19 protein-coding genes and 1 tRNA gene are annotated in these 21,133 nt (G+C 59.2%); 12 read left to right on the forward strand and 8 right to left on the reverse strand.

Annotated elements, in window-relative coordinates; genetic code table 11:
- Window positions 1-65: 65 nt before the first annotated feature.
- Genes murI through hemA form a run of 5 tightly spaced genes read right to left on the reverse strand, consistent with a single transcriptional unit; the run spans window position 66 to window position 4,813 of the window.
- Entirely contained in the window at window positions 66-866 is an 801-nt protein-coding gene (gene murI, locus AFK24_RS11080; RefSeq protein ID WP_065833281.1) for a glutamate racemase, read from the reverse strand.
- A complete protein-coding gene (locus AFK24_RS11085) occupies window positions 859-1,629 on the reverse strand; it encodes a molybdopterin-synthase adenylyltransferase MoeB (protein WP_065833282.1) in 771 nt (256 codons plus the stop codon). Before AFK24_RS11085 ends, murI begins: the two co-directional genes overlap by 8 nt.
- The gene (prmC, locus tag AFK24_RS11090; protein ID WP_065833283.1) at window positions 1,623-2,456 is read right to left on the reverse strand and encodes a peptide chain release factor N(5)-glutamine methyltransferase; all 834 of its coding nucleotides are present in this window, start codon (window positions 2,454-2,456) and stop codon (window positions 1,623-1,625) included. Before prmC ends, AFK24_RS11085 begins: the two co-directional genes overlap by 7 nt.
- Window positions 2,457-3,539 (reverse strand): peptide chain release factor 1, encoded by a 1,083-nt coding sequence (gene prfA, locus AFK24_RS11095; RefSeq protein ID WP_065833284.1) that lies wholly within the window; start codon window positions 3,537-3,539, stop codon window positions 2,457-2,459.
- Window positions 3,536-4,813: a glutamyl-tRNA reductase gene (hemA, locus tag AFK24_RS11100; RefSeq protein ID WP_065833285.1), complete on the reverse strand. Its 1,278-nt coding sequence runs from the start codon at window positions 4,811-4,813 to the stop codon at window positions 3,536-3,538. The genes prfA and hemA overlap by 4 nt, the downstream gene beginning before the upstream one ends.
- 226 nt (window positions 4,814-5,039) lie before the next feature.
- On the opposite strand from hemA, the gene AFK24_RS11105 reads away from it, so the two are divergent.
- The 8 genes from AFK24_RS11105 to ychF all read left to right on the forward strand — a co-directional run bounded on the left by AFK24_RS11105 (window position 5,040) and on the right by ychF (window position 11,958).
- Window positions 5,040-6,767: a tetratricopeptide repeat protein gene (locus AFK24_RS11105; protein WP_080482126.1), complete on the forward strand. Its 1,728-nt coding sequence runs from the start codon at window positions 5,040-5,042 to the stop codon at window positions 6,765-6,767.
- 4 nt (window positions 6,768-6,771) lie between these two features.
- A complete protein-coding gene (gene lolB / locus AFK24_RS11110) occupies window positions 6,772-7,389 on the forward strand; it encodes a lipoprotein insertase outer membrane protein LolB (protein ID WP_065833286.1) in 618 nt (205 codons plus the stop codon).
- A gap of 2 nt (window positions 7,390-7,391) precedes the next feature.
- Window positions 7,392-8,243 carry a 4-(cytidine 5'-diphospho)-2-C-methyl-D-erythritol kinase gene (gene ispE / locus AFK24_RS11115; RefSeq protein ID WP_065833287.1) on the forward strand — a complete coding sequence of 284 codons (852 nt, stop codon included), beginning with the start codon at window positions 7,392-7,394 and terminating at the stop codon, window positions 8,241-8,243.
- A gap of 37 nt (window positions 8,244-8,280) precedes the next feature.
- Window positions 8,281-8,355 (forward strand) — tRNA-Gln (locus AFK24_RS11120).
- A gap of 45 nt (window positions 8,356-8,400) precedes the next feature.
- Entirely contained in the window at window positions 8,401-9,342 is a 942-nt protein-coding gene (locus AFK24_RS11125) for a ribose-phosphate pyrophosphokinase (protein ID WP_002552145.1), read from the forward strand.
- A 136-nt stretch (window positions 9,343-9,478) separates the two neighbouring features.
- Window positions 9,479-10,087 (forward strand): 50S ribosomal protein L25/general stress protein Ctc, encoded by a 609-nt coding sequence (locus AFK24_RS11130; protein ID WP_065833288.1) that lies wholly within the window; start codon window positions 9,479-9,481, stop codon window positions 10,085-10,087.
- A 164-nt stretch (window positions 10,088-10,251) separates the two neighbouring features.
- Window positions 10,252-10,836 carry an aminoacyl-tRNA hydrolase gene (pth, locus tag AFK24_RS11135; RefSeq protein WP_065833289.1) on the forward strand — a complete coding sequence of 195 codons (585 nt, stop codon included), beginning with the start codon at window positions 10,252-10,254 and terminating at the stop codon, window positions 10,834-10,836.
- Between the two features lie 21 nt (window positions 10,837-10,857).
- Complete coding sequence (ychF, locus tag AFK24_RS11140; RefSeq protein WP_065833290.1) at window positions 10,858-11,958, forward strand: redox-regulated ATPase YchF; 1,101 nt, start codon at window positions 10,858-10,860, stop codon at window positions 11,956-11,958.
- Window positions 11,959-12,048: 90 nt separating this feature from the next.
- On the opposite strand, the gene AFK24_RS11145 is transcribed toward ychF, so the two are convergent.
- Window positions 12,049-12,957 (reverse strand): LysR family transcriptional regulator, encoded by a 909-nt coding sequence (locus AFK24_RS11145; protein ID WP_065833291.1) that lies wholly within the window; start codon window positions 12,955-12,957, stop codon window positions 12,049-12,051.
- 144 nt (window positions 12,958-13,101) lie between these two features.
- Between AFK24_RS11145 and AFK24_RS11150 the strand changes: the two genes are divergently transcribed.
- From AFK24_RS11150 to AFK24_RS11160, 3 genes are read left to right on the forward strand one after another with little or no spacing between them, the layout of a single operon-like run.
- A complete protein-coding gene (locus tag AFK24_RS11150) occupies window positions 13,102-13,992 on the forward strand; it encodes an NAD(P)-dependent oxidoreductase (RefSeq protein WP_065833328.1) in 891 nt (296 codons plus the stop codon).
- A gap of 3 nt (window positions 13,993-13,995) precedes the next feature.
- Complete coding sequence (locus AFK24_RS11155; protein WP_065833292.1) at window positions 13,996-15,513, forward strand: aldehyde dehydrogenase family protein; 1,518 nt, start codon at window positions 13,996-13,998, stop codon at window positions 15,511-15,513.
- 5 nt (window positions 15,514-15,518) lie between these two features.
- On the forward strand, window positions 15,519-16,676 hold the full coding sequence (locus AFK24_RS11160; protein WP_065833293.1) for a M20 aminoacylase family protein: 1,158 nt from the start codon (window positions 15,519-15,521) through the stop codon (window positions 16,674-16,676).
- 198 nt (window positions 16,677-16,874) lie between these two features.
- Here AFK24_RS11160 and AFK24_RS11165 read toward each other — a convergent pair whose 3' ends face one another.
- Window positions 16,875-18,251, reverse strand: coding sequence for an L-serine ammonia-lyase (locus tag AFK24_RS11165; protein ID WP_065833294.1), 1,377 nt, complete (start codon window positions 18,249-18,251; stop codon window positions 16,875-16,877).
- 119 nt (window positions 18,252-18,370) lie between these two features.
- On the opposite strand from AFK24_RS11165, the gene AFK24_RS11170 reads away from it, so the two are divergent.
- On the forward strand, window positions 18,371-19,285 hold the full coding sequence (locus AFK24_RS11170) for a LysR substrate-binding domain-containing protein (RefSeq protein ID WP_065833295.1): 915 nt from the start codon (window positions 18,371-18,373) through the stop codon (window positions 19,283-19,285).
- Between the two features lie 82 nt (window positions 19,286-19,367).
- Here the strand turns inward: AFK24_RS11170 and AFK24_RS11175 are convergent, their stop codons facing one another.
- Entirely contained in the window at window positions 19,368-20,696 is a 1,329-nt protein-coding gene (locus AFK24_RS11175) for a DUF3100 domain-containing protein (RefSeq protein ID WP_065833329.1), read from the reverse strand.
- Window positions 20,697-21,133: the final 437 nt, after the last annotated feature.

Here is a 21,133-nt window from a genome sequence, read left to right on the forward strand (position 1 = left end):
GATTCGCTATAGAAATCCGGAGCCGCACGATAGTTCAGTGCAAAACAATGCATTTCACGATTTTTTTACAAATCGAAGCTTCTCACACTGTCAGATTTTTTCCAGAGTACAGGTAGGATGTTTCTGAATTTATTTGGATTCGCACTTGTCCAGAACAGCGTTTCCCGAGCAGGAATATTGGCCAACAAGTCGCTCTGGGTCAGCAGTCGCTGGAGTTGCCGGGCAACTGCGCTGCCCGTGTCGATCAGGCTGATCGATTCCGGGATCATTTCGCGCAGCAATGGCTTGAGGAAGGGATAGTGGGTGCAGCCGAGGATGATGGTGTCGCAGCCTTCGGCCAGCAGCGGATCAACGTAGCTTTGCAGCAATGCGCGGATGGTCGGGCTGAACAGATCGCCGGTCTCGATCAACTCCACCAGGCCAGGGCATGGTTGAGTGACGACACGCACATCGCCAGCAAAACGATCAAGCAAAGCAGCAAATTTGGCGCTTTGCAGGGTGCCGGTGGTGGCCAATACGCCGACCACGCCGCTGCGAGTGGCAGCAGCCGCTGGCTTTACCGCAGGCTCCATGCCGACGATTGGCCAGTCCGGGTAACGCTCGCGCAATTGGGCTGCGGCGGCAGCGGTCGCCGTATTGCACGCCAGGACCAGCGCCTTGGCGCCTTGCTGGCGAAAAAAATCGGCAATGATCAGGCAGCGCTGACGAATGAATTCCGGGGTTTTCTCGCCATACGGGATATGCCCGCAATCGGCGACGTACAGCAGCGACTCATTCGGCAGCAGGCTGCGGATTTCACCCAGCACTGACAACCCGCCGACACCGGAATCGAAAACACCTACCGGTGCATCACTCGCTCTACTCATGCTTGCCCTGTTCGTTGGCTGCTCCACAGACACTGCATCCCGGATCACGCTTGACCTTCAATTCGCGAAAACGGGTGGTCAACGCATCGATCAATAACAGGCGTCCCACCAACGGTTCGCCGAATCCAGCCAGCAGCTTCAGCGCCTCAAGGGCTTGCAGACTGCCCACCAATCCGACCAGCGGGCCGATCACCCCGGCTTCGCTGCAGGTCAGTTCGGCTTCGCTACCGTGGCCGTATAAACAGTGGTAGCACGGGCTCTCAGGACGGCGTGGATCGAACACCGACAACTGCCCTTCCAGACGAATCGCGGCGCCGCTGACCAAGGGTTTGCGACCCGCAACACAGGCCGCGTTGACTGCGCCACGGGTGGCAAAGTTATCCGAGCAGTCGAGTACCAGATCCACGGCATCAACGGCCACAGCGAGGGAATCATCGTCCAGGGCGCGGCGATGAGCGACCAGCTTGATTTCGGGATTGATCGCCGTCAGCCGGGCAATGGCCGAATCGACCTTGCTCAACCCGACGCTGGAAGTGTCATGAATGATCTGGCGTTGCAGGTTGGTCAGGTCGACCGTGTCGAAATCCGCCAGATGGAGCTCGCCAACGCCCGCCGCTGCCAGGTACAACGCCACGGGCGAACCCAGGCCACCGAGGCCGACGATCAATACCCGGCTTTGCTTGAGGCGCAACTGGCCGTCGATGTCGACATGCTGCAACAGAATCTGTCGGCTATAGCGCAACAGCTCCGCGTCAGTCAGCACGGCATGCGCCCGAAGGTGATGCGTTCGTGCTCGCCCAGATCGCGGCGGGTCTGGATTTTTTCGAAACCATGGCTGCTCAACAGATCGCGCACGGCTACACCCTGATCGTAACCATGCTCCAGCAGCAACCAGCCACCGGCGTTCAGGTGTGCCGGAGCCTGATCGACGATCAAGCGCAGATCATCCAGACCATCGGCACCGGCGACCAGCGCGCTGCTGGGCTCGAAACGCACGTCCCCGGCGACCAGGTGCGGATCTTCCGAAGCGATATAAGGCGGGTTGCTGATGATCACGTCGAACTGCTGGCCTTCGATGGCACTGAACCAATGGCTGTTCAGGACCTTGGCGTTGTCCAGGTGCAGACGCTGGCGATTGCGCTCGGCAAGGGCAACGGCTTCGATCACCCGATCCACCGCCGTCACCTGCCAGAGCGGACGCTCGCTGGCCAGTGCCAGGGCGATTGCGCCAGTGCCGGTGCCCAGATCCAGAACTTTGGTCGGGGCAAAGCCCGGTACCAGTTCCAGTGTCGCCTCGACCAGCATTTCGGTTTCCGGACGAGGGATCAGCGTGTGTGGCGCCACTTCCAGGTCGAGCTTCCAGAAACCCTGCTGGCCAAGAATGTAGGCCACCGGTTCGCCGGTCCGGCGCCGTTGCAGATACGACGCGAAGGTCAGCGCGGCTTCGCTGCTGACGATGCGCTCCGGCCACGTGTGCAGAAAACTGCGCGGTTTACCCAGCGCGGCGGCCAGTAACAATTCGACATCCAGACGCGCGGTCGGCGAATCGGGAAGCTCTGCGCTTCTTAACAAGCTGGCGATGATGGTCATTTACTCACCCAATGCCGCAAGTTGATCTGCCTGATATTCGGCGAGCAGCGGCTCTATCACTGCATCGACTCCGCCGGCCAAAACTTCATCCAGCGAATACAAGGTCAGATTGATGCGGTGGTCCGTTACTCGCCCCTGAGGGAAATTGTAGGTCCGAATGCGTTCGGATCGATCACCCGAACCCACCAGCAGTTTACGCTCGCTGGCGATTGCGTTGGCGGCTGCGCTGGTTTGCTGATCGTTGAGTTTGGCAGATAACCAGGACATCGCGCGGGCGCGGTTCTTGTGCTGCGAACGCTCTTCCTGACATTCGACGACGATACCCGACGGAAGATGGGTAATGCGCACTGCCGAGTCGGTCTTGTTCACGTGCTGACCGCCGGCACCGGAAGATTTGTAGGTATCGACACGCAAGTCCGACGGGTTGATCTCAATGACTTGATGCTCATCGGGCTCCGGCAACACCGCGACGGTACATGCCGAGGTGTGGATACGACCCTGGGATTCGGTCTCGGGGACACGCTGCACACGGTGCGCGCCGGATTCGAACTTGAGCTTGCCGTAAACGTTCTCGCCTTCGACCCGGGCAATCACTTCTTTATAGCCGCCATGCTCGCCGATGTTTTCCGAGAGGATCTCCACCCGCCAGCCACGCCGCTCGGCGTAACGCGAATACATGCGGAACAGGTCGCCGGAGAAAATCGCCGCCTCGTCGCCACCGGTACCGGCACGAATTTCGAGGAACACGTTGCGTCCGTCGTTGGGGTCCTTGGGCAACAACATGCGTTGCAGCTGGCTTTCCAGTTCGACCAGCAATTGCCTGGTCTCGCGGACTTCCTCGACGGCCATTTCACGCATGTCCGGATCGCTGTCCTTGAGCAGCGCCTGCGCGCCGTCCAGGTCAGCCAAGGCCTTGAGCAACTGTTTATAGGCCTCGACGATCGGCTCGACCTCGGCGTATTCCCGGGAATAGGCGCGAAATTTGTTCTGGTCGGAAATGACTTCCGCATCGCCAAGCAACGCAGTCAATTCCTCGAAACGGTCGCTGAGGATATCCAGCTTATTGAGCAGTGACGCTTTCATTGCGGGGGTTTATCCGTCGAGCCCTCGTTAAGGGCAAAAAGTTCCTGGGCCATGGCCAGCGCATCGAGGCGACCTTCAGCAGACAGTTTTTTCAGTTGCACGCTGGGCGCATGCATCAATTTGTTGGTCAGGCCGCGCGCCAGTTGCACCAGCACCTCTTCGGCATTGGCACCGTTGGCCAGCATGCGTTGCGCCTTGAGCAGCTCTTCGTCACGCAGGCGTTCGCTCTGCTGGCGATAAGCCCGGAGCACATCGACCGCAGCCAGTTCGCGCAGACGGAACATGAATTCGTCGGCGCCAATGGTCACCAGCTGCTCGGCAGCCATCGCGGCGCCCTGACGGCTTTTCAGGTTTTCGGCGACCACTTCGTGCAGGTCGTCGACGGTATACAGGTAAACGTCGTCCAGTTCGCCGACTTCCGGCTCGATATCCCGAGGTACGGCAATATCGACCATAAAGATTGGTTTGTGCTTGCGCAGCTTGAGCGCGCTTTCCACCGCGCCCTTGCCCAGAATCGGCAACTGGCTGGCGGTGGAGCTGATCACGATGTCGCTGTTGACCAGTTCGGCCGGGATATCCGCCAGCAAAACCGCGTGCGCGCCAAACTCAGCGGCCAGGATGCTGGCGCGTTCCAGAGTCCGGTTGGCGACCACGATGCGCTTGACGCCCAGCTCGTGCAAATGGCGGGCGACCAGAGTGATGGTCTCCCCGGCGCCAATCAGCAAAGCCTGACTGCGCTGCAAATCACTGAAGATCTGCTTGGCCAGGCTGACGGCGGCAAAAGCGACGGAAACCGGGTTTTCGCCGATGGCCGTGTCCGTGCGCACCTGTTTGGCGGCGCTGAACGTGGCCTGGAACAGCCGGCCCAGCAACGGACCGATGGTTCCGGCTTCCCGGGCCACGGCATAGGCTGATTTCATCTGGCCCAGGATCTGCGGTTCACCCAACACCAGAGAGTCGAGGCCTGATGCGACGCGCATCATGTGGCGCACGGCGGCATCGTCCTCGTGCACATAGGCACTGGCACGCAATTCTTCAAGGCTCAGCTGGTGATAGTCGGCCAGCCAGGCCAGGATGGATTCGGACGCGAGTTCATCGTGTTCGATGTACAACTCACTACGGTTGCAGGTCGAGAGGATCGCAGCTTCGCGGCTGTTGGTCAGGCGGCAGAGCTGCTGCAAGGCCTCAACCAACTGTTCAGGCGTAAATGCCACGCGCTCGCGGACGTCTACCGAGGCAGTCTTATGGTTAATACCAAGTGCAAGGAAGGCCATTCAAGGTCGCTGATGGTGACGTGAAGCCGGCAATTGTCCTACTTCAATAGATTCAGAACAACCACCGCAGACTATTGTCCTAGTACAGCCACTGCATAAACGCCTCAAAACGGGACCTGCAGCCTGCAAAAAAACGCACACCCAGCAGTTTTCCAACCGGCTGTGGGTTTGCTTCCAGCCTTGTGTCATGATGCCCAGACCGCAGGTAAGTCGTCCCTTCTTATATATGAATAGATCCTCCGCGTTATTCCTCGCCCTTGTCTTTCTGAGCGGCTGCCAGTCGATGGCCCCCGTTGAACCACAGGCAACGCCTGTGCCGAAGGACACGACTCCAGCGCCTGACGCCAAGCCTCAGGTCTATGGATCGTTCACTCAGGAAACCTTTGTCAGCCTGCTGAGCGCCGAGCTCGCGGGCCAGCGCAATCGCTTCGATATCGCGCTGGACAACTACGTGACCCAGGCGATCAACACTCAGGATCCGGGTGTGTCCGAGCGCGCGTTCCGTATTGCCGAGTACCTGGGCGCCGATCAGGCTGCGCTGGACACCTCGCTGATCTGGGCCAGGAATGATCGAACCAATCTTGAAGCCCAGCGCGCCGCCGCGATTCAGTTGGCTCGCGCCGGTCGCTATGACGACTCCATGGTCTACATGGAAAAAGTTCTTCAGGGTCAGGGCGATACACATTTCGATTTTCTTGCGCTGTCCGCTTCGGAAACCGATCCCGAGACGCGCAATGCGCTGCTTAAAAGCTTTGACCGGCTGCTCGCCAAATACCCGAACAACGGCCAGCTGATTTTCGGCAAGGCGCTGCTGCTGCAACAGAACGGCGACGCCGAGAGTTCCCTGAAACTGCTTGAAGATAATCCGCCGAAAGAAGGTGAAGTTGCGCCGATCCTGCTGCGCGCCCGCCTCCTGCAAGGCATGGATCGCGGCAAGGAAGCGTTGCCGATCCTCGAAAAAAGCATCAAGAAATACCCGGACGACAAACGCCTGCGCCTGACTTACGCACGCATGCTGGTTGAACAGAACCGCATGGCGGACGCCAAGGTGCAGTTCTCCAGCCTGGTTCAGCAGTTTCCCGAAGACGACGATCTGCGCTACTCCCTGGCGCTGGTGTGCCTGGAAGCCAAGGCCTGGGACGAAGCGGCTGGCTATCTGGAAGACTTGATCGCCCGTGGCGCGCACGTCGACTCGGCGCACCTGAACCTTGGGCGCATCCACGAAGAACGCAACGATCCACAAAGCGCTCTGGCTGAATACGTTCAAGTTGGCCCCGGCTCCGATTTCCTTCCCGCGCAGCTGCGTCAGGCCGACATCCTGATGAACAACGGCAGCGCCGCCGAAGCCTCGAAGCGTCTTGCCGAAGCCCGCGAGGCACAACCCGATTATGCCATTCAGCTGTACCTGATCGAAGCCGAAACCCTGGCCAACAACAACCAGGCCGAACGCGGCTGGCAAGTGTTGAACCAGGCACTCAAGCAATACCCGGACGATCTGAACCTGCTGTACACCCGAGCGATGCTGGCTGAAAAGCGCAACGATCTGGCGCAGATGGAAAAAGACCTGCGCACGATTCTCAAGCGCGAGCCGGAAAACGTCATGGCCCTGAATGCCTTGGGTTACACCTTGTCGGATCGCACGACACGTTATGCCGAGGCCAAGGATCTGATCGAAAAAGCTCACACCCTGAACCCGGATGACCCGGCCGTTCTCGACAGCCTCGGCTGGGTGAACTACCGCCTGGGCAACCTGGACGAAGCTGAACGCCTGCTGCGCCTGGCCCTGGAACGCTTCCCGGACCACGAAGTGGCCGCCCACCTCGGTGAAGTGCTGTGGGCCAAAGGCGAGCAGCGTGAAGCCCGTAAAATCTGGGGAAAAGCCCTGGAACAGCAACCCGACAGCCCTATATTGCGCAGCACTTTGCGGCGCCTGACCGGATCCGAGACTCTTTAATTCTATGTTTTTGCGCCACGTAATTGTATTCAGCCTCATCGCCCTGCTCGCCGGCTGCGCCGGTATTTCTTCCCGTGAAGCCCTGGAGGGCAAGGGAGATCCGGCGCAATGGCGCCAGCACAAACAGCAGTTGAGCAGCCTCGATGGCTGGCAGATCAACGGCAAGGTCGGCATCCGCGCGCCCAAGGATTCGGGCAGCGGTACGCTGTTCTGGCTGCAACGTCAGGATTACTACGACATTCGCCTGTCCGGCCCACTGGGACGTGGCGCGGCTCGCCTGACCGGCCGCCCCGGCGCCGTCAGCCTGGAAGTCGCCAACCAGGGCCGCTACGAATCGCCGGACCCGGAAACACTCTTGCAGGATCAACTGGGCTGGAAACTGCCGGTCTCGCATCTGGTCTGGTGGGTACGCGGCCTTCCCGCACCGGACAGCAAAAGCCGTCTGCAGCTGGACGGCGACAGCCGCCTGGCAAGCCTCGAACAGGACGGCTGGCAGGTTGAATACCTAAGCTACGTCGAGCAGAACGGCTACTGGCTGCCCGAACGCGTCAAACTGCATGGTCAGGACCTCGATGTCACGCTGGTGATCAAGGACTGGCAACCGCGCAAACTGGGGCAATAGCCATGAGCGCACCTCGCCTGACCTTGCCTGCCCCGGCAAAACTGAACCTGATGCTGCACATTCTTGGCCGTCGCCCTGACGGCTACCATGAATTGCAAACCATCTTTCAGTTTCTCGATTACGGCGACGAACTCAGTTTCGCTGTTCGGGAAGATGGCGAGATTCGCCTGCAAACCGACGTTCCCGGTGTTCCGCACGACAGCAATCTGATCGTCAAGGCAGCCCGCGCGCTGCAAAAACAATCCGACTGCACCCTCGGCATGGACATCTGGCTGGAAAAACGGCTGCCCATGGGCGGCGGAATCGGCGGCGGAAGCTCCGATGCCGCCACGACGCTGCTCGGTTTGAATCATTTGTGGAAGCTGGACTGGGACGAAGACCGACTCGCAGCACTGGGCCTGACGCTAGGCGCGGACGTGCCGGTTTTCGTGCGTGGACACGCCGCATTTGCTGAGGGTGTGGGCGAAAAACTCACCCCCGTAGACCCCGAAGAACCGTGGTATCTGGTGCTCGTGCCGCAAGTATCTGTAAGTACAGCAGAAATTTTTTCAGATCCGCTGTTGACACGTAACACTCCTCCCATTAAAGTGCGCCCCGTTCCCAAGGGAAACAGTCGAAATGACTGCTTACCGGTTGTAGCGAGGCGTTACCCAGATGTACGTAACGCTTTGAATTTGTTAGGTAATTTTACCGAAGCAAAATTAACCGGAACTGGAAGTTGTGTGTTTGGGGCCTTCCCAAACAAAGCTGAAGCTGATAAAGTCTCGGCCCTTCTGACAGAGACCCTTACAGGGTTTGTAGCAAAGGGAAGCAACGTGTCAATGTTGCATCGCAAGCTGCAAGACTTGCTCTAAAAGGAACCGAGTACTGGGTACTCGATGCAACAAATACAGGGGCGTCGCCAAGCGGTAAGGCAGCAGGTTTTGATCCTGCCATGCGTTGGTTCGAATCCAGCCGCCCCTGCCATTTTCTATACTCATCCAGGTTACCCTCAGCCTCTAGGTACTGCGCGTGTCCAAGATGATGGTCTTTACGGGGAATGCAAACCCCGATCTGGCTCGACGTGTCGTACGTCAGCTGCATATCCCACTAGGTGATGTCTCCGTCGGCAAGTTTTCCGATGGCGAAATCAGCACTGAGATAAATGAAAACGTCCGCGGTAAAGACGTCTTCATCATTCAGCCGACTTGCGCACCGACCAACGATAACCTGATGGAACTCGTCGTGATGGCTGATGCCTTCCGCCGCTCCTCAGCGTCCCGAATCACTGCGGTGATTCCTTACTTTGGTTATGCCCGTCAGGATCGCCGTCCGCGTTCCGCACGTGTGGCTATCAGCGCGAAAGTCGTTGCTGACATGCTTACTGTGGTGGGGATCGATCGTGTTCTCACGGTTGATCTGCATGCTGACCAAATCCAGGGTTTCTTCGATATTCCGGTAGACAACATCTACGGCTCCCCCGTTCTGGTGGATGACATTGAAGACCAACGCTTCGAAAACCTGATGATCGTTTCCCCGGATATCGGTGGCGTCGTGCGTGCACGTGCCGTTGCCAAATCCCTGGGTGTTGATCTCGGGATCATCGACAAGCGCCGTGAGAAAGCCAATCACTCTGAAGTGATGCATATCATCGGTGATGTCGAAGGGCGTACCTGTATTCTGGTCGATGACATGGTCGATACCGCCGGCACCTTGTGCCACGCGGCTAAAGCCTTGAAAGAGCATGGCGCTGCCAAGGTCTTTGCCTACTGCACACACCCTGTGCTGTCGGGTCGGGCGATCGAAAACATTGAAAATTCCGTGCTGGACGAACTGGTGGTTACCAATACCATTCCGTTGTCCGCTGCAGCACAGGCCTGTAGCCGTATCCGTCAACTGGATATTGCTCCGGTAGTCGCCGAGGCGGTCCGCCGCATCAGCAACGAAGAATCGATCAGCGCGATGTTCCGCTAGGGTTTAGCCCGGCAGATATCTCGTTGACGAAAAGCGCCCCGCCCTGACATTCGGTCAGGGCGGGGCTTTTTTGCCCATACCGTCTTAGCGCTGGTCGCAAACGCGAAGACGAATGTGGTTAATTTGGAGAAACAACATGAACGATTTTACTTTGAATGCTGAACTGCGTTCCGACCTGGGGAAAGGTGCGAGCCGCCGCCTGCGTCGTCTCGCAAGCCTGGTTCCAGCTGTAGTCTACGGTGGCGAAAAAGCCCCTGAGTCCATCAGCATGCTGGCCAAAGAAGTTGCCAAGCTGCTGGAAAACGAAGCTTCGTACAGCCACATCATCGAGCTGAACATTGCTGGCAAAAAGCAAAACGTCATCATCAAAGCTCTGCAACGTCACCCGGCCAAAGGCCACGTGATGCACGCTGACTTCGTACGCGTTGTAGCTGGCCAGAAACTGACCGCTATCGTGCCTGTACACTTTGTTGGTGAAGAAGCTCCGGTCAAGAAAGGCGGCGAAGTTTCGCACGTAACTTCCGAACTGGAAGTAACCTGCCTGCCGAAAGATCTGCCTGAGTTCATCGAAGTAGACGTGTCTGCTCTGGAAATCGGTTCGATCCTGCACTTGTCCGACCTGAAAGCGCCTAAAGGCGTTGAGTTCGTGGCACTGGCTCACGGTAACGACCTGGCTGTTGCCAACGTTCACGCTCCACGCGTTGCACCGACCGAAGACGCAGCAGAAGAAGGCACCGCCGAGTAATTCATTACTTGGTAACGCCGGAGTTGCTCGGGAAGCACCGTGAAAAACAGCAGGCAAATAGGGCAGGATCGCGGAGTTTACATCATGGTAAATGAGCAGTTTTTGTCCCACTTTGCCGCTGTCAGCAGCGGTGTTATCCACAGCTCAAAAGAAGGGCCCCTGTCGTGACTGCCATACAACTGATCGTTGGCCTGGGAAATCCAGGCGCTGAATACGAACAGACCCGGCATAACGCAGGGGCTCTTTTTGTTGAACGTATCGCCGACGCGCAACGAGTCAGTCTCGTCGCCGAGCGCAAATTTTTTGGCCTGACCGGGCGCTTCAGTCACCAGGGTCAGGATGTTCGTCTGTTGATCCCCACCACGTTCATGAACCGCAGCGGCCAATCCGTCGCGGCACTCGCCGGTTTCTATCGTATTCCGGTCGAGGCGATCCTGGTGGCCCACGACGAACTTGATCTGCCTCCGGGCGTTGCCAAGCTCAAGCAGGGCGGCGGCCATGGCGGTCACAATGGGCTGCGCGACATCATCGCGCAGCTCGGTAACCAGAACACCTTTCACCGCTTGCGGCTTGGCATCGGCCACCCGGGCGACGCCAGCAAGGTCTCCGGTTTTGTCCTGGGTCGAGCGCCTCGCGCCGAACAGGAAAAACTGGACGCCAGTATCGACTTTGCCCTCGGCGTGCTGCCGGATATCTTCGCCGGGGAATGGAACCGAGCGATGAAAAACCTGCACAGCCAGAAGGCCTGACATCACTCGAGGGGAAACATCATGGGCTTCAATTGCGGCATCGTCGGCCTGCCCAACGTCGGCAAATCCACTCTGTTCAACGCCCTGACCAAGTCCGGGATTGCAGCGGAGAACTTCCCCTTCTGCACCATCGAACCGAACACCGGAATCGTGCCTATGCCGGATCCGCGCCTTGCGGCATTGGCGGCCATCGTCAATCCCAAGCGCATCCTGCCGACCACCATGGAATTCGTCGACATCGCTGGTCTGGTTGCCGGTGCGTCCAAGGGCGAAGGCCTGGGCAACAAGTTCCTGGCCAACATCCGCGAGACCGATGCGATCGCTCACGTCGTGCGCTGCTTTGAAGACGAAAACGTGATCCACGTTTCCAACAGCGTCGACCCAAAGCGCGACATCGAAATCATCGACCTTGAACTGATCTTCGCCGACCTCGACAGCTGCGAAAAACAGCTGCAGAAAGTCACCCGTAATGCCAAGGGCGGCGACAAGGATGCAGTGGTCCAGAAAGGCCTGCTGGAGCAATTGATCGCGCACTTCACCGAAGGCAAGCCAGCGCGCACCTTGATGAAGAACATGAATGCTGACGACAAGGCAGTGGTTCGTGGCTTCCATCTGCTGACCACCAAGCCGGTCATGTACATTGCCAACGTTGCCGAAGACGGCTTCGAGAACAACCCGCTGCTGGACGTAGTCCGCGCCATCGCCGAAGAAGAAGGCGCAATGCTGGTGCCGGTCTGCAACAAGATCGAAGCCGAAATCGCCGAGCTTGATGACGGCGAAGAGAAGGACATGTTCCTCGAAGCCCTGGGCCTCGAAGAGCCAGGCCTGAATCGCGTAATCCGCGCAGGCTACGAAATGCTGCACTTGCAGACTTACTTCACCGCTGGCGTCGAAGAAGTCCGCGCCTGGACCGTCCGCGTCGGTGCCACCGCACCACAAGCCGCTGGCGTGATTCACACCGACTTCGAAAAAGGCTTCATCCGCGCCGAATGCATCGCCTACAACGACTTCATCCAGTACAAGGGCGAAGCCGGTGCCAAGGAAGCAGGCAAATGGCGTCTGGAAGGTAAAGACTACATCGTCAAAGATGGCGACGTGCTGCACTTCCGTTTCAACGTCTGATCGATTGCGTGCCCCCGCACGCAGCTTGATCAACCTCAAAACCCCCGTAATCGCCCCGCGATACGGGGGTTTTGCGTTTGGGGCCGCTGCTCAGCGCCCCTGAAACGCAGTCATTTCCTGCATCAGCTGATTCAACAGACGACTCGATCCCACGCTCAGCTGCCTGCCCAGGCGACTGATGAGATGCACCTGAGAATTGCTGAACACCTCGGATTCCAGGGGCAGCGCCAGCAGCTTGCCACTTTCCAGCTCATCGACCATGACGAAGGTCGGCAGCAAGGTGACGCCGCCTTGCATGGCGAAGCGTTTGAGCATGGCGAAGGTGTTGCAGGTCAGGGTTGGAATCAGCGAAACCCCGGACTGCTGCTCGGCCTGAGTCAGGATCTGGCGAATACCGTAAGACACGCCAAGCAATCCCAGGCGATAAGTGTCCAGCCCCTTGAGCGGCAGTGGGCCCTGCGCCTGCGCGAGCGGATGATCGGGGCTGACCGCCACGCAGACCGGCTGCTTCTGATGGGCGTGTGAACGGATTTTCGGATCGGTCGGCGGATTGAAGACCAAGCCGATATGCGCCTCGTCTTCCACGACCTGACGAATCACTTCGTTGGTGCCGCAGACATTTACTTGCAGTTCGACCTTGGGGTAAAGCGTCGAGAATTTGGCCAGCGGTTCGGCCAGCCCATCGATGAAACCCTCGCCGATTGCCAGGATCACGGAGCCGCTTTGCAACCCGCGCAAGGCTTGCAGCGATTCGAGCAAAACTTCCTGCTGCGACAGGCGCTGGCGGTAATAACCCAGCACCTTTTCCCCCGCCTCCGTCGGCTTCACGCCGCGTCGATGCCGCTCCAGCAGCGGCGTGCCCAGCTCGTGTTCGAGTTGGGCGATCTGTCGGCTGACCGCTGAAGGCGCCACGTCGAGAAAGTCCGCAGCGCCGCGCACGCTGCCCAAACGCACAGCTTCGAAGAAATACAGGATGCGTCGATCTTGAACCAGACTCATAACCACCTGCGTTGCGCTGAACGCAACAAAAATGAATTTAGCGATTATTGCTGCGTGGGCAGACCGATGTCCATACTCGAGCCATCCGCAATTAAAACTGAACGTGCGGCCTTGCGTGCCAAACAGCTAAGCGAGCATTTCGAGATGACTATAAAAGTAGGTGTGATTGGGTTGGGCAACATGGGTGGCGGCATGGCTGCGACCCTGGCGAGCAAAGGCTTTGACGTCAGCGGCTTCGATTTGTCGTCGGCAGCGCTGATCGCGGCCGAGAGCAAGGGCGTCAAGCCGGTCACCAACAGAACAGCATTGATCAAACAGGTCGACGTGCTGATTCTGTCGCTGCCCAAGGCCGAACACGTCGAAGCGGTATGCCTTGGCGCTGACGGCATCCTCGCACAAGGCAACCGTGGCCTGATCGTCGTCGACACCACGACTTCCACACCTGAGGCCAGCCGCAAGGTCGCCGCTGCCCTGGCTGAAAAAGGCATCGGCTTTATCGACGCCCCGGTTTCCGGCGGCCCTAAAGGCGCAGCCACCGGCACCATGTCGATGGTGATCGGCGCTGAAGACGATGACCTGGCCAAAGTGTTGCCAGTCCTCGAAGGCATGAGTGGCACCCGCGTACACGTCGGCAAATGCGGCGCAGGCAACGTGGCGAAAATCGCTAACAACATGCTCGCTGCCTGCCACCTGATCAGCACTGCCGAAGCGGTGAGCATGGCGGTCAAGGCTGGCGTCGATCCGGAAAAACTCATGCTCGGCCTCAACGCCGGCTCCGGCCGCAGCGGCGCGACCCAAGTGATGTTTCCGACCTGGGTGCTGAACAAAACCTACAACTCTGGCTTCACCATGGGCCTGATGCGCAAAGACGTCGGCCTGGCGACCGATCTGGCTGCGAGCCTGGATCTTGACTTGCCGCTGGCGCGCATCGTCGCGCAACTGTGGGCCGCCAGCAGCGAAACGCTGCCTGATGGCGAAGACTTCAACTGCATCGTGCAACGCACCGATGCCCAGCTGTTCGGCAAAGGGGAATAACCCATGAGCACGCAAAAAATTCTCGAACTGATGCGCCCGTATTGGGGCGACCGCAGCACCGTCGGCAGCTATGTCGGCGGCGAATTCGTCGCAGGCCATGGCGCACCGGTTGAAGTGCGCAACGCCCACGATGACAGCCTGATGCTGAGCTACGCCGACGCTGATGACTCATTGGTCGAAGTGACCGACAAGGCGGCGAAAACCGCTCAAATCCAGTGGGCCGGATTGACCGCTCAGGCGCGTGGCCGCTTGATGTATCAGGTCGGCGCGCTGATTCGCCAGGAAGCCGCCAACCTGGCGCAGATAGAATCCCTGACCGCCAATAAGCCGATCCGCGACGCGACGGTCGAGGTGGCGAAAGTCGCCGAGATGTTCGAATACTACGCAGGCTGGGCCGACAAGCTGCACGGCGAAGTGATTCCGGTGCCGACCTCGCACCTCAATTACGTGACTTACGAACCATTGGGCACAGTCCTGCAGATCACCCCATGGAACGCGCCGATTTTCACCTGCGGCTGGCAGATCGCTCCGGCCATCGCTGCCGGTAACGCGGTGATTCTTAAGCCGTCCGAGCTGACCGCACTGTCTTCCCTGGCCGTCGCTGTTTTGATCGAACGTGCTGGCGTGCCCAAAGGGCTGGTCAACGTGATTGCCGGATTCGGCCACACCATCGGCCAGTCGCTGATCGCCAAGGCCGATATCCGCAAAGTGGTATTCGTCGGTTCGCCAGCCACTGGCCGCCACATCGCCATCGCCGCTGCGCAACGCTGCATTCCGTGCGTCATGGAGCTGGGTGGCAAGTCCGCCAATATCGTCTTCGAAGACGCCGATCTGGAAGTCGCCCTGCGCGGCGCTCAGGCAGCGATTTTCTCCGGTGCCGGGCAAAGCTGCGTTTCCGGTTCGCGACTGCTGGTTCAGGAATCGATTTTCGAGCGCTTCACCACCGCCCTTGCGGCTGCGGGTAAGCAATTCAAGGTCGGCGATCCGAGCAATCCAGACACCCAGATCGGCCCGATCAACAACGCCAAACAGTACGCCCACGTCAAAACCATGGTCGAAGGCGCGCTGAAAGACGGCGCCAAACTGGTCGGCGTCGATGCCGATCCGTTGCCAAAGGGTCCGGGTTACTACGTAAACCCAACGGTTCTTGCCGGGAATAACGCGCTGTATTGCGCCCAGGAAGAAATCTTCGGTCCAGTGGTCGTGGCCATTCCGTTCAAGGATGAAGCCGACGCGATCCGCATCGCCAACGACAGCCGCTTTGGCCTTGCAGGAGGCGTATGGACCCGTGATGTCGGGCGCGCCCACCGCGTCGCCAAGCAAGTGCGGGCCGGGACCTTCTGGGTCAACGGCTACAAGACTATCCACGTCAGTTCGCCATTCGGCGGCTATGGGGAGAGCGGTTATGGCCGTTCGTCTGGCCTTGATGCATTGCGCGAGTACAGCGAAGTCAAAAGCGTCTGGGTCGAAACCGCAGCGGTGCCTGCGGTCAGTTTTGGCTACGGCGCGAGCCTGGAGTAAATCTGATGACTGTTTCCAAGAATCTGATCGAGGATGCCATCGCCTGGCGTCGCGATTTTCACTCGGCACCTGAGCTGGGTTTTGAAGAGCTGCGCACCTCTGAACGGGTTGCGCAGTTGCTGGAAAGCTTCGGCATCGAGGTCCATCGCGGCCTCGGCGGCACTGGTGTGGTCGGTACGCTGCGCACCGGCGATGGCCCGACCATCGGCATTCGTGCCGACATGGACGCGCTGCCGATTCAAGAGTTGGCGAAACATTCCCACAGTTCGAATCACAAGGGCTGCATGCACGCGTGCGGTCACGACGGGCATACCGCCATTTTGCTCGCCACCGCTCGCCATCTGAGCGAGACGCGCAATTTCAGCGGCACCGTGCATTTCGTGTTTCAGCCTGCCGAGGAGAATCTCGGCGGTGCCGGCAAGATGATCGAAGACGGTTTATTCAAGCGCTTCCCGATGCAGGCGATTTACGGCCTGCATAACTGGCCGGGCGTGCCAGCCGGGCACGTAGTGATCAATCCGGGACCGATGATGGCGTCGCTGGATACGTTCGAAATCGTCCTGACCGGCAAAGGCAGCCACGCCGCCATGCCGGACAAAGGTGCCGATCCGATTGTTGCCGCAGCGGAACTGGTGCTGGGCTTGCAGACCATTACTTCGCGGCGCCTCTCGCCGCTGGACTCAGCAGTGATCAGCATCACCCAGTTCAATGCCGGTGAAGCGATCAATGTGATTCCGGAAACCGCTGTGTTGCGCGGCACGGTGCGCTGCCTGCAATCGCCGGTTCGCGACAAGGTCGAAAAGCTGATCGGCGAATTCGTCGAGCAACTGCCGACGGCGTTCGGTGTCAGCGGCAAGCTGGCTTACACAGTCGGTTACCCGGTCACGGAAAATAATGTCGATGCGGCCGCGACGATTCGTCGTGCGGCGATTGCGGCGGTGGGCGAAGACAAGGTTCAGTGGGGCTGCAATCCGTCCATGGCGTCCGAGGATTTCGCGTTCATGCTCAATGAATGTCCGGGTGCTTATGTCTGGCTCGGCGTGGATGGCGAAAAACCTTCGGCGGCGCTGCACAACCCGTACTACGACTTCAACGACCAGGCCATCGAGCCGGGTGTTGCCGTGTGGACGAGTCTGGTGGAGCAGGAATTGCCGCGGGATTAACAAATCCGCTCCCACAGGAATGAGCCAATTTCAACGTCGCATTATCAGCATTTCACCGCCAACCCGCCGCGTGATAAATCCGGTCCCACGGATCGCGGTGTATCTGTTGGAGCGAGGCTTGCCCGCGAAGGCTTCAGGTCAGGCGATAAAGGTGTCGCCGGATTGATCCCTTCGCGGGCAAGCCTCGCTCCAACGGGTTCAGCACTCCACCCATTTCACCGCCAGCCCGCCGCGAGATGTTTCCTTGTATTTGTCGAGCATGTCGGCGCCGGTGTCGCGCATGGTGCGGATGGCTTGATCGAGGGAGATGAAGTGTTCGCCGTCGCCGCGCATGGCCATTTGCGCGGCATTGATGGCTTTTACCGCCGCGATGGCATTGCGCTCGATGCACGGCACTTGCACCAGACCGCCCACCGGATCGCAGGTCAGCCCCAGGTTATGTTCCAGCCCGATTTCGGCTGCGTTTTCCACTTGTTCCGGAGTCGCGCCGAGAATCTCTGCCAGGCCCGCCGCCGCCATGGCGCACGCCGAACCGACTTCGCCCTGACAACCGACTTCCGCGCCGGAAATCGACGCATTCTTTTTGCACAAAATCCCCACCGCTGCTGCGCTCAGGAAGAACCGCACGACGTCGTCTTCGTTGGCATCAGGGTTGAACTTCATGAAGTAATGCAGGACCGCCGGGATAATTCCCGCCGCGCCGTTGGTGGGCGCAGTGACCATTCGCCCGCCTGCTGCGTTCTCTTCGTTGACCGCCAGGGCAAACAGGTTGACCCATTCCATGGCGCTCAAGGTCGAGCTGATCACGTTCGGCTTGCCCAGCTCCTGCAGGCTGCGATGCAGACGGAACGCACGACGCCGCACATTCAGGCCACCAGGCAGAATACCTTCCTCGCTCAAGCCTTTGTTCACGCAAGCCTGCATGGCGCTCCAGATATGCATGACCTTCGCGCGGATTTCTGTCTCGGTGCGCCAGACTTTTTCGTTTTCCAGCATCAAACCGGAGATGCTCAACCCGTGTTTTTTGCACAGACGCAACAATTGCGCGCCGCTGGAAAAATCGTAAGGCAGTTCCGTGGTATCACTGTCCAGGACGCCGCTGGCCGCCTGTTCGGCATCGATGACAAAACCGCCGCCCACCGAATAATAAGTCTGCTCATACAGCTCGCCAGTGGCACCATAGGCGCAGAGCGTCATGCCGTTGGGGTGATAAGGCAGGCTTTCTTCCAGCAAGCGCATGTCGCGCTGCCAGTCGAACGTGATCTGATGGTCGCCCGCCAGCAGCAATACCTGCGCCTCAAGCACCGCTTGCACACGCGGGGCGACTTGAGCCGGGTCAACCTGATCGGGCCATTCGCCCATCAAGCCGATAACCACGGCCCGGTCGCTGCCATGACCAATTCCCGTTGCGGACAACGAACCGTACAAACGCACTTCGACTCGCTCGACCTTGTCCAGCAGCTCCATTTCACGCAATTGGGTGCTGAAGATCGCCGCAGCCCGCATCGGTCCCACGGTATGAGAACTGGAAGGGCCGATGCCGATTTTGAACATGTCGAAGACGCTGATAGCCATACAGATTTCTCGATTCGTGAGAGGCTTGAAGAACCACTTTTCTATGCTTGGCATTCTTGGCATTGCCCGGCTGATCGACAAACGAAACTTCCTAAGCCACGGTTAAGCAGAACTGATCAATGAGCAAAATCCTCAACGCGCAAATGCACGCCTGGCTTCAAGTCTTCGCCTGCGCTGCCCGGCACCTGTCGTTCACTCGTTGCGCGGATGAGCTGCATGTCACGCCCGGCGCCATCAGCCAGCAGATGCGCCAGTTGGAAGAACGCCTGGGTTTCGCGCTGTTTCATCGGGTCGGGCGCGGGCTGGAACTGACCGCCGAAGGTCAGCGCCTGGCGGTGGTGGCCAACGAAGTGCACAGCCGCATCGATGACGAACTGCGCCTGCTACACTCCGGCCGAATCGGCGGAGTGTTCAAGCTGCGCTGCATTCCGTCGTTCCTCAGCAAGTGGCTGATGCCGCGCCTGCCGCTGCTGGAACAGGCGTTCCCGGACATTCAATTGCGTATCGTCGCCGAAGACAGCAGCGGCTCGTTGCGCGACGACGACTTCGATCTGGCCATCGACCTCAACGACGGCAGTTATCCGGGCCTGATGACCACGTCATTGCTGGAGGAGGAGTTGTTTCCGGTCTGCTCCCCAGCCCTGCAGCAAGGCAAGCCGCCGCTGGATACGCCCAGCCAACTGGTGCATTACCCGTTGCTGCACGACATCACGGCCTGGCGCGGCAGCTATGAATACGCAGAGTGGGAGTTTTACCTGAACGCCATTGGCGCATCCGGCATCGATGTGCGGCGCGGCCACACGTTCAATCGCAATCACCTGACCATCGAGGCAGCGATCATGGGCATGGGCGTGGCCATCGCGCGCAAGGCGCTGATCACCAACGAGTTGGAAGAAGGCTCATTGATCGTGCCGTTCGGCCATCCTATTGCAGCGCGAAAAAAATATGTTCTGGTTTACCGCGAAGGCGCGCTCAACACTCCGGCGCGCCGCGCGGTGCACGACTGGTTGGTGGAACAGGCGCTGATGCGTTGATGCCAACTACTGTTGGAACGAGGCTTGCCCGCGAAGCCGTAGGTCCGGTTCGCGGGCAAGCCACGCTCCAACAGTCCGTGGTCTAGTGGAAGAACTCGGCAATCATCACAGCACCGATAAACGTGCCGAAGTTCGCCAGGAACGACACCAGCACGATGCGCCAGCCCAGCAGGCGGAAGGCCGGCAAATCCTTGGCAATCGACAGGCCCGCGAAGGCCAGCATCGGGGTGATCACCGCCAGCATGTTCACCGCGCCAACCATCTGTGAAATCTGCGCCGCCCAAGGGCACAGCGGCGAAGTCATGAACATCGCGACCACCGAGACAGTGCACACCGCCGGGATCTTGCGCCGCAAGGCAACACACAGCATCTCGCCGATGAATACGGCCAGGATCATGATCGCCACGCCACCGAAGGCTGCCGATGAAAGCGTCTTATAGCCCACATAGTTGGCAATCAAGGCCAAAGCGCCCGCTGCCAGCCACGCGCTGATCTTGCCAGGCCAGCCGAGTTCGCGAACTTCCAGCTGCACGTCGTCGTGCTTCGGCCCGGAGGTCAAAACCGAAGCTTTGGTGGTGCGGCCGATGATCGGCTCAAGGACGCGATAGCCCCAGACTGCCAGCGGCAACGAGATGAACAGCGTGAAGTACGTGCCGATGGTGGTCGTGATCAAGTTGGACGCGGCAGCGAGCGCCATGACTTCCTTGGCCACTTCCGGCGTCTGCTGGGCCGCGATGGCGCCAGCGGCGGCGGCCATCATGCTGCCCGAACCGATGCCGGAACCCATTGCCAGCGAGTTGGGATGGAAGATCCCAAGGCTGGCAATAAAGCCGGCGACGATGGCAATGAACAGCGCGCCGAACAAAGTGCCGGTCAGGTATTCGGCCAATACGCCGCGTCCTTCGGGAGAGTCCATGCCGTAGCGCTCGCCGATGATCGCCAGGCTAGGCTCGCGACCCACCGAGAAGGTCGCGCCAATCGCTTCGCGCTTGATCCCCAGCATCAAGGCGACCGGCAGACCAAGGATAACCGTGCCGACAAAGTGGCCGAACTCTTGAAACACCAACGCCCAGCCAGAAGCAAACACCACTGGCAAGGAGCCGCCCACCACCATGCCCAGCTTGGCGATGAACACCAGCAGCGCAGGTTGCAGAATCGAAGCGGAACGCATTTGATCGCCATAATCCAGGCCGATGGTGCCCGGCACCCGACGACTGATCAGGCCAATGCCCGCACCAATCAGCAATGCCCAGACCATTGGCAGCAGTACCACTTTGCCGGGACCCAAGGGAATACTGATGGCGCCGATCGACTCGGCAATAATCAGGATGACTGCGGCCCAGACGTACAGTTTGACCGTCGACGAAACAGCACGGCTATCACCCAGTGTCACGGCTTGCGAATGTTGCATGGTAATCCCCTTCACCTGCTGAACAGCCGTCATGCGGCCGATCAATAGTTGTTGTTTTTCAGGAGGCGCCGACGGCACCCAGGGCAGTTTCAAATCCATGCCAGGCATGGAGGCTCACGCAAGGCGGGCCATATCTCTTATTGCGCGAATCTGTCGAGCAGATCGGCCTTTGGCTACCGCAACTGGCGAGGCGAAAAATACCCTGACGAAGGGAACTTCAACGCTTCTGACCACTCTGCGGTGCAGTTCGAGTATGGGTAGCGTGAGGGCTCACACCAATATTGCTGATTGGATTTATTGTTGCCTTAAACAGAACACCAAAAGCGGGACAGCATAAAAATTCGGCGCATTCAAACACGCGGAAAACAGAAACTGCGGGAGCGAACTTGTTCGCGAATCAGGCGCCTCGGTGGACCCAGACCACCGCGTTATGGTTC

Source organism: Pseudomonas syringae (assembly GCF_001698815.1).
GTDB lineage: Bacteria > Pseudomonadota > Gammaproteobacteria > Pseudomonadales > Pseudomonadaceae > Aquipseudomonas > Aquipseudomonas syringae_A.